11 protein-coding genes are annotated in these 13,557 nt (G+C 61.0%); 5 read left to right on the forward strand and 6 right to left on the reverse strand.

Annotation, left to right across the window (positions count from 1 at the left end; translation table 11 throughout):
- Positions 1-87: 87 nt before the first annotated feature.
- Positions 88-2,016, reverse strand: coding sequence for a hybrid sensor histidine kinase/response regulator (locus ACZZZP_RS13365; protein ID WP_463383035.1), 1,929 nt, complete (start codon positions 2,014-2,016; stop codon positions 88-90).
- Between the two features lie 441 nt (positions 2,017-2,457).
- Between ACZZZP_RS13365 and ACZZZP_RS13370 the strand changes: the two genes are divergently transcribed.
- From ACZZZP_RS13370 to ACZZZP_RS13390, 5 genes are all read left to right on the forward strand, one after another.
- Positions 2,458-3,243 (forward strand): transporter substrate-binding domain-containing protein, encoded by a 786-nt coding sequence (locus ACZZZP_RS13370; RefSeq protein ID WP_122495268.1) that lies wholly within the window; start codon positions 2,458-2,460, stop codon positions 3,241-3,243.
- Positions 3,244-3,328: 85 nt separating this feature from the next.
- Entirely contained in the window at positions 3,329-4,057 is a 729-nt protein-coding gene (locus tag ACZZZP_RS13375) for an ABC transporter permease (RefSeq protein WP_122495266.1), read from the forward strand.
- Positions 4,054-4,764 (forward strand): ABC transporter permease, encoded by a 711-nt coding sequence (locus ACZZZP_RS13380; protein ID WP_122495264.1) that lies wholly within the window; start codon positions 4,054-4,056, stop codon positions 4,762-4,764. Before ACZZZP_RS13375 ends, ACZZZP_RS13380 begins: the two co-directional genes overlap by 4 nt.
- A gap of 9 nt (positions 4,765-4,773) precedes the next feature.
- Positions 4,774-5,901, forward strand: a complete 1,128-nt coding sequence (locus tag ACZZZP_RS13385) for a succinylglutamate desuccinylase/aspartoacylase family protein (RefSeq protein WP_463383036.1) — start codon at positions 4,774-4,776, stop codon at positions 5,899-5,901.
- Positions 5,902-5,913: 12 nt separating this feature from the next.
- The gene (locus ACZZZP_RS13390) at positions 5,914-6,678 is read left to right on the forward strand and encodes an ATP-binding cassette domain-containing protein (RefSeq protein ID WP_122495260.1); all 765 of its coding nucleotides are present in this window, start codon (positions 5,914-5,916) and stop codon (positions 6,676-6,678) included.
- A gap of 191 nt (positions 6,679-6,869) precedes the next feature.
- Here ACZZZP_RS13390 and dcd read toward each other — a convergent pair whose 3' ends face one another.
- The 5 genes from dcd to apbC form a co-directional block, all read right to left on the reverse strand.
- Positions 6,870-7,436, reverse strand: coding sequence for a dCTP deaminase (gene dcd, locus ACZZZP_RS13395; protein ID WP_108097498.1), 567 nt, complete (start codon positions 7,434-7,436; stop codon positions 6,870-6,872).
- A gap of 675 nt (positions 7,437-8,111) precedes the next feature.
- Positions 8,112-10,568: a TonB-dependent siderophore receptor gene (locus ACZZZP_RS13400; protein ID WP_463383037.1), complete on the reverse strand. Its 2,457-nt coding sequence runs from the start codon at positions 10,566-10,568 to the stop codon at positions 8,112-8,114.
- A 119-nt stretch (positions 10,569-10,687) separates the two neighbouring features.
- Positions 10,688-11,641 (reverse strand): FecR domain-containing protein, encoded by a 954-nt coding sequence (locus tag ACZZZP_RS13405; protein ID WP_463383038.1) that lies wholly within the window; start codon positions 11,639-11,641, stop codon positions 10,688-10,690.
- Positions 11,641-12,150: a sigma-70 family RNA polymerase sigma factor gene (locus ACZZZP_RS13410; RefSeq protein ID WP_122495253.1), complete on the reverse strand. Its 510-nt coding sequence runs from the start codon at positions 12,148-12,150 to the stop codon at positions 11,641-11,643. The genes ACZZZP_RS13405 and ACZZZP_RS13410 overlap by 1 nt, the downstream gene beginning before the upstream one ends.
- A gap of 123 nt (positions 12,151-12,273) precedes the next feature.
- Positions 12,274-13,368, reverse strand: a complete 1,095-nt coding sequence (apbC, locus tag ACZZZP_RS13415; protein WP_463383039.1) for an iron-sulfur cluster carrier protein ApbC — start codon at positions 13,366-13,368, stop codon at positions 12,274-12,276.
- Positions 13,369-13,557 lie beyond the last annotated feature (189 nt).

Consider the following 13,557-nt stretch of genomic DNA (forward strand, 5'->3'; position numbering starts at 1 on the left):
CCCGTTCCGAAGCTTTGCAACCAACCCTTTTTCCAAGCCGCTAGCGCAACACCTGCCAGCGCGCCCTTTAGCGGGGGGATTAATCCTCTAGGGACAAAGCTCGACCAGCGCCTGCACCAATTCCGCCTGGCTAAACGGCTTGCCTATGTGGGGCAACGCTGCATCGGTTTCGCTGAGTTTGTCGGCGTAACCGCTGGCGAGCAGCACAGGCAAGGTGGGCCAGCGTTGTTTGATGTGTTGAGCCAGCTCGGCTCCGGTCATCCCGGGCATGGCCAGATCTGTCACCACCACGTCAATGCGCGCACCGTTGGCCAGCAGGTGCAACGCGTGGTCGGCGGACGAAGCTTGTACGGCGGTGCAGCCCAGGTCGTCGAGCATGGCCGCCGTGCTCAGCAGTACCAGCGGATCATCGTCTACCACTAGCACGTTCAATGGTTGCAGCACGGAAGCGATCGGCGCCAGCGCGGTTTGCGCGCTCAGGTCCGCCACCTCACCGTCGGCTACCGGCAACCACATTTCTGCGGTAGTGCCCTGCCCCAGCACGCTGCTCAGCAGCAGTCGCCCGCCGGATTGCTGGGCGAAGCCATGCACCATCGACAGCCCCAAGCCGGTGCCTTTGCCGACGCCCTTGGTGGTGAAGAAGGGTTCGCGGGCGCGTTCCAGCGTTTCGCTGTCCATGCCCTCGCCGCTGTCAGTGACGGACAGGCATACGTACCGTCCGGCCTTGAGTTCACCTTCGTCGGCGGCAAGTTCTTCTTCACGCGCAGCAATCACGATCTGCCCGCCGCTGGCCATGGCGTCGCGGGCGTTTACGGCGAGGTTGAGCAAGGCCATTTCCAGCTGATTGCTGTCTGCCAATAGCGGGCTCAAACGCAGCGGAAAGCGCACTTCAATGCGGGTTTGCGGCCCCAGCGCACGTTGCAGCATGTCGGACATACCGCGCACCAGCGCCGGTGCATCAAGCGCTTCAACCACCAATTTCTGGCTGCGGGCAAAGGCCAGCATGCGTTGGGTCAGCGTGGCGCCGCGCTGGGCGCCCTGAATGGCGTTGTCGAGCAGGTTGAGCACTTTCGGGTCGTTGGGCACGCGCCGGCGCACCACCTCCAGACTGCCCAACACCACCATCAGCAGGTTGTTGAAGTCGTGGGCGATGCCGCCCGTAAGGCGCCCCAGCGATTCCATTTTCTGCGCCTGGAACAGCGATTCGCGCGCTTTCTCCAGCGCGCGCTGGGCTTCCATGCTTTCAGTAATGTCGCGGGTGATTTTGGCGAAGCCGATAAGCATGCCGAGGTCGTTGCGGATGGGATCGACCACCACGCTGGCCCAGAAGCGCGTGCCGTCTTTACGGATGCGCCAGCCCTGACTTTCAAAACGCCCCTCGCTCACGGCGCGGCTCAGGCCCCGTTGCGGCTCGCCATTGGCGGCGTCTTCGGCGCTGAAAAACAGCGAGTAGTGCTTGCCGATGATTTCCTGCGGCGTGTAGCCCTTGATGCGCTGCGCGCCGGTGTTCCAGTTGGTGATCACGCCCGTGGGGTCGAGCATGTACAAGGCGTAATCGGTAACGCCTTCCACCAGCAGGCGGAACTGTTGCTCGCTCTGCTTCAGCGATTCTTCGGCGAGCTTGCGCTCGGTCAGGTCGCGGGTGACTTTCGCGTAGCCGATCAGAGTGCCGTGCGCGTCGCGGATGGGGTCGATGACCACATGGCACCAGAAGCGCTCGCCATCCTTGCGTTGCCGCCAACCTTCGCCTTCGAACCGCCCTTCCACTTCGGCGGTAGACAACGCGCGTTCGGGCATGCCCCGGGCGCGGTCTTCTTCGGTGTAAAAGCGGGAAAAGTGCTGACCGAGAATTTCGCCTTCTTCGTAGCCTTTGAAGCGCTTGGCGCCAGCGTTCCAGCTGCTGACCAGACCGTTGGCGTCGAGCATATAAATGGCGTAGTCCGTGACCGCATCGAGGAGCATCCGGTAGCGGTCGTCGCTCATGAGAGGGTCGGGCTTGCGCTTTAACTGGGGCATGCAGGCTCCGCGGAGCTGTTGACTGAAGAAAGAGAGGGGCAAATCTTAACGGTCCTCGCAGCGGTGGGTCCATGGTCCACGCCACAGGAGGCAGTGGTGTCGGGCCTGATGAGGTGTAGAGGCCACCCTTGGGGTTTGGTTCTGTGTAAATGCACCCGCCGAAAGTTGGAAACCCCCACCGTCATACGGCATTCGCTACCGCCACGCACCAGGCTGTTACCGAATGCCCCGTGTTGGCGCACCGTTTCGGTGCAATGAAAAATTATCGTTAGTTGCCAAGGTTTTACGGGGCAGGTGGATAGCCAGGCGCGGCGGCTTTCTGATCCAATATGTCGATAGCGGTACAGTGGTTCGAAAATTGCTGGCATACACTCGTTCGGGACTGTTTCCCGTCGTACTTCCGCGTTATCTCACGTGATCTACACACTAAGGACACAAGCAATGAAGAAAGCATGGCTGACTCTTTCTGCCCTGGCCCTTTGCATTGGCGCCGGTGCGCTGCAAGCCAAAGAATTCAAAGAAATCCGCTTCGGTGTCGATCCTTCCTACGCTCCCTTCGAATCCAAAGCCGCTGACGGCAGCCTGGTTGGCTTCGACATCGACTTGGGTAACGCCATCTGCGCCGAACTGAAAGTGAAGTGCAAATGGGTTGAAAGCGATTTCGACGGCATGATCCCTGGTTTGAAAGCACGCAAGTTCGACGGCGTGATTTCCTCCATGACCGTCACCCCGGCCCGCGAAAAAGTTATCGACTTCTCGGACGAACTGTTCTCCGGTCCTACGTCGCTGGTATTCAAGAAAGGCGCTGGCCTGACCGCTGACCCGGCGTCGCTGAAAGGCAAAACCGTGGGCTACGAGCAAGGCACCATTCAGGAAGCCTATGCCAAGGCCGTGCTGGACAAAGCCGGTGTGAAAACCCAGGCCTACCAGAACCAGGATCAGGTTTACGCCGACCTCACCAGCGGCCGTCTGGATGCGTCCATCCAGGACATGCTGCAAGCCGAGCTGGGCTTCCTGAAGTCGCCACAAGGCGCTGATTACGAAGTGAGCGAGGCCATCGACAGCGAACTGCTGCCAGCCAAAACCGCTATCGGCATCTCCAAGGGCAATGACGAACTCAAAGCCCTGCTGAACAAAGGCATCAAAGCGCTGCACGACGACGGCAAATACGCCGAAATCCAGAAGAAGCACTTCGGTGAGCTGAATCTGTACCTCGGCAATAAATAAGCCGACCGGGCCGTCGCAATAACGGCCCAGTAACCGCCCACCCCGTCATACGGGTGGGCGTTTTGTTTAGCGATGAGCGTTCCTCATGTTCGAAAACCTGCTGCAATTTCTCGGGCTGTCGGCCTTCAGCTTGAAAGGCTTCGGCCCGCTGCTGCTGCTTGGCACCTGGATGACCATCAAATTATCGGTTCTGTCGCTGCTGGTGGCCGTTGTGCTCGGCCTGCTCGGCGCCAGCGCCAAACTGTCGAGCCTGCGCGCCCTGCGCATTCCGGCGCAGCTGTACACCACTCTTATTCGCGGCGTGCCCGACTTGGTGTTGATGCTGCTGATTTTCTACAGCCTGCAAACCTGGCTGTCGTCGTTCACCGACGCGATGGAGTGGGATTACATCGAGATCGATCCCTTCGCCGCCGGGGTCATTACCCTGGGCTTTATCTACGGCGCGTATTTCACCGAAACCTTTCGCGGCGCCATTCTGGCCGTGCCCCGTGGGCAGATTGAAGCCGCCACGGCCTATGGCTTGAAACGTGGTCAGCGCTTTCGCTATGTGGTGTTTCCGCAAATGATGCGCTTCGCCCTGCCCGGCATTGGCAATAACTGGATGGTGATGCTCAAAGCCACGGCGCTGGTGTCGATCATCGGCCTGGCCGACGTGGTGAAAGCCGCGCAAGACGCCGGCAAGAGCACCTATCAGTTGTTCTACTTTCTGGTGCTGGCGGCGCTGATTTACCTGGCGATCACCAGCGCGTCGAACTTTGTTTTGCGACGCCTCGAACGGCGCTACGCGGCTGGCGCGCGGGAGGCGGTGCGATGATCGAGTTACTGCAGGAATACTGGAGACCGTTTCTCTACAGCGATGGCGTCAACATCACCGGGCTGGCCATGACCATGTGGCTGCTCAGTGCGTCGATTTTTTTCGGCTTTCTGGTCTCGATTCCGTTATCGATTGCCCGCGTTTCGCCCTCGCGCCTGGTGCGTTGGCCGGTGCAGTTTTACACCTACCTGTTCCGTGGCACGCCGCTGTATATCCAACTGCTGATTTGCTACACGGGCATCTACAGCATTGCCGCCGTGCGCGAAGTGCCGGTGCTCGACTCGTTCTTCCGCGACGCCATGAACTGCACCATTCTGGCCTTCTCGCTGAACACCTGCGCCTACACCACCGAGATTTTCGCCGGCGCCATTCGCAGCATGAACCACGGCGAAGTCGAAGCGGCCAAGGCCTACGGCCTCAATGGCTGGAAGCTGTATGCCTACGTGATCATGCCCTCGGCGCTGCGCCGTTCGTTGCCGTATTACAGCAACGAAGTGATTCTGATGCTGCACTCCACCACCGTGGCCTTCACCGCCACCGTGCCGGACATTCTCAAAGTCGCGCGGGACGCCAACTCGGCCACCTTCCTGACCTTTCAATCGTTCGGCATCGCAGCGCTGATCTACCTGGCCATCACCTTCACCCTGGTAGGCCTGTTTCGCTTGGCGGAAAAACGCTGGCTGGCTTTCCTCGGTCCCGCGCATTAAGGGTTGCCCATGCGTCATCAACAACACGAGCTTCTCGCCCCGGTGCCTGGCACCGCGCGGCAGATTCACAGCTTTCATTTCGGTTCGGCCTCGGTCGATCAGGCCGCCAAGCGCGCCTACATTCAGGCCTCGCTGCATGCCGACGAGTTACCCGGCATGTTGGTGGCCTGGCACCTGAAACAGCGCCTGAGCGAGCTGGAAAACGCGGGCCAGATACTGGGTGAAGTGACCCTGGTGCCAGTGGCCAATCCCATCGGCCAGGCGCAAGTCGTCATGGATATGCCGCTGGGCCGCTACGAGCTGGAAACGCGCGAGAACTTTAACCGCGCCTTTATCAACGTCAGCCAGCACGTGGGCGACGAAGTGGAGCCGCTGCTCAACGACGACGCTGCGCACAACCTGCAACTGATTCGCGCCAGCCTGCACCAGGCGCTTACCCACGCCACGCCGACCACGCAATTGCAGTCGCAGCGCCTGACCTTGCAGCGCCTGGCCTGTCAGGCCGATGTGGTGCTCGACTTGCACTGCGACTTCGAAGCCGTCGCGCACCTGTACACCACGCCCGAAGCCTGGGAGCGGGTCGAACCGCTGTCGCGCTACATCGGCGCCGACGCCAGCCTGCTGGCCAGCGATTCCGGCGGCCAGTCGTTCGACGAAAGCTTCAGCCTGTTCTGGCTACAGATGCAGCAGCGCTTCGGCGAGCGCTTCCCAATTGCCCAGGGCGCGATTGCCGTGACCGTGGAACACCGTGGCGTGCTCGACGTTTCCCACGCGCAGGCGGCGGCCGATTGCCAGGCCATTCTCAATTACCTGACCCACGTTGGTGTGCTGGCCGGTGAAGCCCCTGCCCTGCCCGCGTTGCGCCAGCCGGCAACGCCGCTGGCCGGCGTGGAACCGGTGACCACGCCGGTGGGCGGCTTGCTGGTATTTTGCGCCGCGCCGGGCCAAGTGATGGCAGCGGGCGACCAGATCGCCGAAGTCATCGACCCGATCAGCGACAGCGTGACGCCCATTTATTGCAGCACGGCGGGCCTGCTGTACGCCCGTTCGATGCGCCGCATGGCCACGGCCGGCATGGCCGTCGCCCACGTGGCCGGCAGCCAGGCCTACCGCAGCGGCTACCTACTTTCGCCTTGAGGTTTTTCGTCCATGTACAAACTGACCATTGATGGCCTGCATAAAAGCTATGGCGACAATGAAGTGCTCAAAGGCGTTTCGCTGAAGGCCGCAAGTGGCGACGTGATCTGCCTGATCGGCGCCAGCGGCTCGGGCAAGAGCACGTTTTTGCGCTGCATCAACTTCCTTGAGCAACCCAACGACGGCGCCATGAGCCTGGACGGGCAGCAAGTGCGCATGGTCGCCGACCGTGGTGGCATGCGCGTGGCCGACGAAGACGAACTGCAACGCCTGCGCTGTCGCCTGGCCATGGTGTTCCAGCACTTCAACCTGTGGAGCCACATGACGGTGCTGGAAAACATCACCATGGCGCCACGGCGGGTGCTGGGCGTAAGCAAGGAAGAAGCGGAAACCCGCGCGCGACGTTACCTGGAAAAAGTCGGCTTGCCGGAGCGCGTTGCCAACCAATACCCGGCGTTTCTTTCCGGCGGTCAGCAACAGCGCGTGGCGATTGCCCGGGCCTTGGCCATGGAACCGGAAATCATGCTCTTCGACGAACCCACCTCCGCCCTCGACCCCGAGCTGGTGGGCGAAGTGCTGAAAGTGATTCAGGCGCTGGCCGAGGAAGGCCGCACCATGATTCTGGTCACCCACGAAATGGGCTTCGCCCGTCAGGTGGCGAGCCAGGTGGTGTTTCTGCACCAAGGCAAAATCGAAGAACAAGGCGCGCCGAAGGATGTGCTGGATAACCCGCAGAGCGAGCGGTTGCGGCAGTTTTTGAGCGGGAATCTCAAGTAACCCGTCGTTCATCGTCATCCCCGCGAAGGCGGGGATCCAGAATCTTGAACGGGGCGCGATACGTGGTACGGCTCGATATTCTGGACTCCTATCGTCGGACCGCCGCTTTCCCGGGAATGACTGGATCGGTCTAAACCACAGGGCATAAAAAAACCGGGCACAGGGCCCGGTTTTTTATTGGCTGAAACGAATCAGGCTTTAGGCAAGGTAACGCCCAGTTGGCCTTGGTATTTACCGCCGCGATCTTTGTACGACACTTCGCACGCTTCATCCGATTGCAGGAAAAGCATCTGCGCCACGCCTTCATTGGCGTAAATCTTCGCCGGCAAGGTGGTGGTGTTGGAGAACTCCAGCGTCACGTGGCCTTCCCATTCCGGCTCCAGCGGCGTGACGTTAACGATGATGCCGCAGCGCGCGTAGGTGCTTTTGCCCAGGCAGATGGTCAGCACGTCGCGCGGAATGCGGAAGAACTCAACCGTGCGCGCCAACGCGAAAGAGTTTGGCGGAATGATGCAGACATCGCTTTTAACGTCGACGAAGCTCTTTTCATCAAAGTTCTTCGGATCGACGGTGGCCGAGTTGATGTTGGTGAACACCTTGAATTCATCGGCGCAGCGCACGTCGTAACCGTAGCTCGACACCCCGTAAGAGATCAGCGCGTTAGCGCCTTCGGCCCGCACCTGACGCTCCACAAAGGGCTCGATCATGCCGTGCTCTTGGGCCATGCGGCGAATCCACTTATCCGATTTGATGCTCATGGCGAGGTGTCCTGAATAGCGAGGTGAAAAAGTGTGGGCATCTTACCGGGAGCCACGGCGAGGTTCAAAGGGGCGCACGCCTGAAGCCGCAATCCGCCCCGCCACACACTCCGTGGCACGCGCCGGAACTGTGGGAGCGACTTCAGTCGCGATGGCCGTTACGCAGTCTCGCGCAAGACCGCCTTTTTCAGGGATCGCGACTGAAGTCGCTCCTACAGGTCTGTCGCCGCTGCCTGAATTTGTGGGAGCGACTTTAGTCGCGATGGCCGTTACGCGGTCCACGCTAGGCCACCTTTTTCAGGGATCGCGACTGAAGTCGCTCCTACAGGACTGTCGCCGCTGCCTGAATTTGTGGGAGCGACTTTAGTCGCGATGGCCGTTACGCAGTCTCGCGCAAGACCACCTTTTTCAGGGATCGCGACTGAAGTCGCTCCTACAGGTCTGTCGCCGCTGCCTGAATTTGTGGGAGCGACTTTAATCGCGATGGCCGTTACGCAGTCTCGCGCAAAACCACCTTTTTCAGGGATCGCGACTGAAGTCGCTCCTACAGGTCTGTCGCCGCTGCCTGAATTTGTGGGAGCGACTTTAGTCGCGATGGCCGTTACGCAATCTCCAGCAAAACCTCCTTTTTCAGAGTTCGCCAGCAAGCTGGCTCCTACGGGGTACACCGGTGCGTCAGAACTGCGGGGTGTATTTGACGGTGAACATGACGTTGCGCGGGTCGCCGTAGTAGTTGCCGCCATCAACGTCGTTGTAAGCGGGGATGTAGTACTTCTTGTCGAACACGTTGTTGAGGTTCATCGCCACGCCAATTTCATCGCTGGCCTGGTACGCCACGCGCGCGCTCCATACGGCCAGACCGGGCAAGTCGAATTTGTCGTCCTGGCTGGGTGTATGGCTGCTGGCGTTGACGCCGGCACCAAGGCTGACGCGGTTGAAATCGCCCGGCAGCTTGTAGTTGGACCACACGCGCAGCATGTGCTTGGGCGTCCAGGTGCTGAAGATTTCGCCTTCTTTCTGCGGATCTTTCAGGTATTTGGTGGTGTTGTAGGTGTAGCCGGCCGAGAGTTCCAGATCGGTTAACACCTCGCCACTGACCTCGGCTTCAAAGCCTTGGCTGCGCACTTCGCCCGCCGCTCGCGAACACAGCGAGCCGTTGCAGATATAGCCCAGGCTGGAGAGCTGCGTGGCGCGGTTTTGGTGGTCGTAGCGAAACAGCGCAAAGGACACATTGACCCGCCCGTCAGCCAGCTCGCCTTTCAAGCCGGTCTCGTAGTTGCGGCCTTCGATGGGTTTGAGCGGTTTGTTGTCGAGCGTCGGTTCTGGTTGGGGAATAAATACTTCGGCATAGCTGACGTAGGCCGACCACTCGGGCGTGAGTTCATAAACCAGGCCGCTGTACGGGGTGAAACGCCCGGTGCTGCTGATTTGTGAATCCACGTCCCAGCCGGGCTGGCGCTGGCCGAGTTTTTCCTGGTAGGCGGTGTATTGGTAGTCATACCAACTGGTGCGCCCGCCCAAAATCAGGGTTAGCGGCTCCAGCAGTTTTGCCCGCCAGGTGCCGTAGATGCCTTTCTGGCGAACGTCGTATTCGCTGGGGTTGAGGCTGGCATTCGGTTTGGTGAGGATGTTTTCCATGTCCTCGTACGGCCGGTGGTGGTCGATATCCAGAATGCTTGCCGTCCAATCTCGGTAAGCGGCGTAAGCCCCTTCGCTGGTGTACTTCGAATAGTTGCCGCCCACTACCAGAGATTGCTCAAAACCCAGGCCCTCGAATTTGCCATCCACGAACATGTCGAGGCCGACGTTCTTGCTTTGATAGTCAGTGGCATAGTCGAAATAGCCAGAGCCGCTGCCCTCGGCAACGACCAGATACTGATAAGCCGCCTCATTGCTCTCAACCATGCCAAACGCCGAGCTCTTGAATTTCCAGTCGTCGTTAAAGCGATGCTCCAGGTCCAGATAAACCGAGGTCTGGTCATTCATGCCGCGGTTCCAGGTGGAGCCGGTGAAGGTCGAGCGCGGCAGGCCGATGTCGCTGCCGTCGGCATTGCGCACCAGTCCGAGAAAAAACGGCCGGTAATGCCCTTGATGGTGATTGAAGCCAACGCCTACCGTGGTGCTGTCGCTGAGGTCGACATCCAGCGCGCCGTATACCGTCTGGTCCCAGTTCCATTTGTAGTCGACGAACGAGTCGCCTTGGGAATAGTCCACCACGGTGCGACCACGCACCGTGCCGGCCTCGTTCAGCGGGCCGCCGGCGTCCAGTTGCAGGCCGTAGCGGTCCCACGAACCGGCCTTGCCGGTGATGCTGACGGTGGGTTTGCCCTGCCCGCGCTTGCGCACCAGATTGACCGCGCCGCCCGGGCTGTTGGCGCCTTGCAGCAGGCCCGCCGAGCCGCGCAGAAATTCCAGACGGTCGTAGATGGCCATCGATTCGGTCAGGTAGCTGCCCAGCGAGTAAATGTTGCGGGGCGTCGGCACGCCGTCGTATTGCAGCGCTTCGATATCGAAGCCGCGCGAGAACATGAACATGCCCGGGCCTGGCGACTTGGTGGAGGTCATGCCGGTGGTGTTGACCAGCGCTTCGGTGAGGCTGGTGATGTTCTGGTCGTCCATGCGTTGGCGGGTGAGCACGCTGACAGACTGGGGAATGTCTTTGAGCTTCTGCTCGCTTTTGCCGATGCTCAACGCGCCGGTGGTGTACGAGCCGCTGCCTTCGGTGGTAGTGCCGAGGGTTTGGCCGTTGATGTCGGTGGCGCCCAACTCCAGCGCCGAACCGGCTTGCACCGTGACCAGGCTATAGCGGCTGGCGCCCTCCTCGCGCAGTTGCAGATGGCTGCCGGCGAGTAGCTTGGCAAACCCTTCCTGAACCGAGTATTCGCCCCGCAAACCCGGCGAGCTGAGGCCGGCTGTTTGCGTGGAAGCGAACGACAGCATCACCCCACTGGCCGCCGCAAACTGGCTGAGCACGGTGCCCAACGGGCCAGCGCCGATGGTGTACTGGGTGCGGCTGGCATCGGTTTGCGCCCAAGCGGGCTGCGCACTGCCAAGTAACAGCGGGCCGCCGAGGGCGAAGCCGAACAATGCCAGGCGAACGCCTTTTGCCAGAAGGGGGTAATGCTGAGTCATCAATCTCGATCCTTGTGCCGTGGGCAGATTTAGTGGCGGTTAAACCGCTCTACTGCTTGAGCCGGACGAGATTCGAAATCGGCAACCCAGATAAGAAATATTTTCATCGGCGCGGTACATCACGCCTCAATACGCACCCAATAGCGGGAAAAACTGCGCAGCCGCACCGGCAGCGAAGCCGTCAGGTTGGCGAGCACGGCGTCGGTATCGTCGAGAGTGAAGGCGCCCGACACGCGTAAATCCGCCACGGCTGGCGCACAGCTCAAGTGCCCGGGGCGATAGCGCGCCAGCTCGTCGATAAAATCGCCCAGACGCCAGTCGATGGCGACCAGCATGCCGGTGGTCCAGGCGCTGCGATTGGGGTCGGCCGGTTGTACGGCGCCCAATTGGCTCGCGCTGAATTGCAGCTGCTCGCCGGCGTTTACCCGCTGCGCAGCCTGCGGCATCTGCTCGCTGCGCACTTCGACCGTGTGTTCGAGCACGCTCACCGAGGTGAAATGTTCGCCCAGGCGGACGTTGAAATCGGTGCCCAGCGCGCGCACGCGACCGTGGCGGCTCTGCACCAGCAAAGGTCGGGGCGCGGCAGTTTGCGTGTCGGCGGCCGTGCGCAGGCGAATTTCGCCATGGCGCAGGGTGATCAGGCGTTCGCTGGCGCTGAAGTGAACGTCGACCTGCGTGTCAGTGTTCAGGTCCAGACGGCTGCCATCGGCAAGCATGACCTGCCGGCGCTGGCCCGTGCGCGAGGCGTAATCGGCGCTCATTGGCGAAAACTGGTAGCCCGCTCCCACCGCCCCAACGGCGGCAAACAGCACCAGCGATTTCATCGCCAGACGCCGCTCCACGCCGGCCTGGGTCAGCACGGGCATGGCCAGTTCCATTGGCACGCCGCGCAACTGCCGTTGCAGTTTCTCCACCCGCGCCCAAGCGCGGGCGTGATCGGGCGAGGCGGCCAGCCAGCGCTTCCACGCCTGGCGCTGCGCCTCGTCGGGCGCGCCGTCGTTGAGCTGCACGTACCAGTGCACCGCCATTTCCAGGCAATGGGCGGTTAGCGCTTGGGCGGCGGGGCTGGTCATCAATCTTCGACCAGCAGCAGGCATTGCAGCAGCGCTTTGCTCAAATGGTTTTTGACCGTGGTGACGGAAACGCCAAGGCGCTGGCCAATCTCCACGTAGCTGAGTTCTTCCAGCTGAGCCATGAGAAAAATCTGCCGCGTGCGTGGCCCGAGGCCGTCGAGCATGGCGTCAATGGCCAGCAGCGCCTCAAGAATCAGGTGGCGGTTTTCCAGGCTTTCTTCATAAGCCTCGGGGCGTGCAGCCAGTGCGTCGAGGTAAGCATTTTCCACGGCGCGACGGCGGAACAGATCCACCAGCAAGCCACGGGCAATGGTGGTCAGGTAATGACGGGGTTCGCGAATGCTCGGCGCCGTGCGGGCATTGAGCAGCCGCACAAAAGTGTCTTGCGCCAGGTCTGCCGCATCCGCGGAGTTGCCGATACGGCTGCGCAGCCATTTTTGCAGCCAGCCGTGATGCTCGCCGTAAAGGCTTTCCACGCTGTGCAACGGGAAGAAGTTGTCGGTAGACATGCCGCCAGAAACGCCACAGATGAGATTTCATCTCATCTTCCACGATTTCTCATCTGCGGCGCAACGGCTGTGTGCAGGCGACTGCTGCATTGGCGCTCGGACGAACGCCAATGTGCAGGCCGATTAGTCGTCGGAAATCACAATATTCGGCATACCCGGCGCGCTCTGCCCGCTTTGCGCAATGCGCGCGCCAACGGCACGGGCGACTTCTTGATAGAGCATGGCGATCTGGCTTTCCGGGTCGGCGATGGCGGTGGGTTTGCCGCCATCCGATTGCATGCGAATCGCCATGGACAGCGGCATCGAGGCCAGCAGATCAACGTCGTATTGCGCCGCCAGCTTCTCGCCACCGCCCTCGCCGAACAGGTGCTCGGCATGGCCGCAGTTGGAGCAGATATGAACGGCCATATTCTCCACCACGCCCAGCACCGGAATGTTCACTTTGCGGAACATTTCCACGCCTTTGCGGGCGTCCAGCAGGGCCAGGTCTTGCGGGGTGGTAACAATCACGGCACCGGCCACGGGCACTTTCTGCGCCAGGGTCAGCTGGATGTCGCCGGTGCCGGGCGGCATGTCGACGACCAAATAATCTAGGTCGCCCCACGCGGTTTGCGTGACCAGTTGCAGCAACGCACCGGACACCATCGGCCCGCGCCAGACCATCGGCGTGTTGTCGTCGGTGAGGAACGCCATGGACATCACTTCAACGCCGTGGGCCTTGATCGGCACGAACCACTTCTGCTCTTTCACCTGCGGGCGGGTGCCCTCAGGAATGCCAAACATGATGCCTTGGCTGGGGCCGTAGATATCGGCATCGAGAATGCCGACCTTGGCGCCTTCGCGCGCCAGGGCCAGGGCCAGGTTGGCAGCCGTGGTGGATTTACCCACGCCGCCCTTGCCCGAGGCTACGGCAATCACATTTTTCACATTGGCCAAACCGGGCACCTGAGCCTGGGCTTTGTGGGCGGCAATGTGGGTGTCGATCTGCACCGTGGCGCTGTCGATGCCGTCGACATTTTCCAGGGCCATTTGCAGCATTTGCGCCCAACCATTCTTGAACAGGTCGGCGGCGTAACCCAGCTCCAGGCGCACGCGCACCTTGGCACCGTCGATGCTGACATCGCGCAGGCAACCGGCGCCGACGGGGTCTTGACTGAGGTTGGGATCAGTGAACTGGCGCAGGGTCGCTTCGACCAGCTGGCGGGTAACGGTGCTCATGGGGCAACTCCGAAAGACTGAGCAAAACAGGCGGGCATCTTACTTCAAGCCAATAGGGTGTGGATTAAAAGCATCGCGGCTGAAGCCGCTCCTACACAACGGTGCGGTCTTAGGAGCGGCTTGAGCCGCGATGCGGATGAAAAAAAACCGCCACGCCTTTATAGTTGCCGACTTCCCTCGTAATGCCAG

This window comes from Pseudomonas sp. AC211, from assembly GCF_979258055.1.

What these genes read in the sequence shown, in the direction of transcription:
- ACZZZP_RS13365 (WP_463383035.1), bottom strand. Translation starts at nt 2,016, where the DNA reads ATGCCCCAGTTAAAGCGCAAGCCCGACCCTCTCATGAGCGACGACCGC.
- ACZZZP_RS13370 (WP_122495268.1), top strand. Translation starts at nt 2,458, where the DNA reads ATGAAGAAAGCATGGCTGACTCTTTCTGCCCTGGCCCTTTGCATTGGC.
- ACZZZP_RS13375 (WP_122495266.1), top strand. Translation starts at nt 3,329, where the DNA reads ATGTTCGAAAACCTGCTGCAATTTCTCGGGCTGTCGGCCTTCAGCTTG.
- ACZZZP_RS13380 (WP_122495264.1), top strand. Translation starts at nt 4,054, where the DNA reads ATGATCGAGTTACTGCAGGAATACTGGAGACCGTTTCTCTACAGCGAT.
- ACZZZP_RS13385 (WP_463383036.1), top strand. Translation starts at nt 4,774, where the DNA reads ATGCGTCATCAACAACACGAGCTTCTCGCCCCGGTGCCTGGCACCGCG.
- ACZZZP_RS13390 (WP_122495260.1), top strand. Translation starts at nt 5,914, where the DNA reads ATGTACAAACTGACCATTGATGGCCTGCATAAAAGCTATGGCGACAAT.
- dcd (WP_108097498.1), bottom strand. Translation starts at nt 7,436, where the DNA reads ATGAGCATCAAATCGGATAAGTGGATTCGCCGCATGGCCCAAGAGCAC.
- ACZZZP_RS13400 (WP_463383037.1), bottom strand. Translation starts at nt 10,568, where the DNA reads ATGACTCAGCATTACCCCCTTCTGGCAAAAGGCGTTCGCCTGGCATTG.
- ACZZZP_RS13405 (WP_463383038.1), bottom strand. Translation starts at nt 11,641, where the DNA reads ATGACCAGCCCCGCCGCCCAAGCGCTAACCGCCCATTGCCTGGAAATG.
- ACZZZP_RS13410 (WP_122495253.1), bottom strand. Translation starts at nt 12,150, where the DNA reads ATGTCTACCGACAACTTCTTCCCGTTGCACAGCGTGGAAAGCCTTTAC.
- apbC (WP_463383039.1), bottom strand. Translation starts at nt 13,368, where the DNA reads ATGAGCACCGTTACCCGCCAGCTGGTCGAAGCGACCCTGCGCCAGTTC.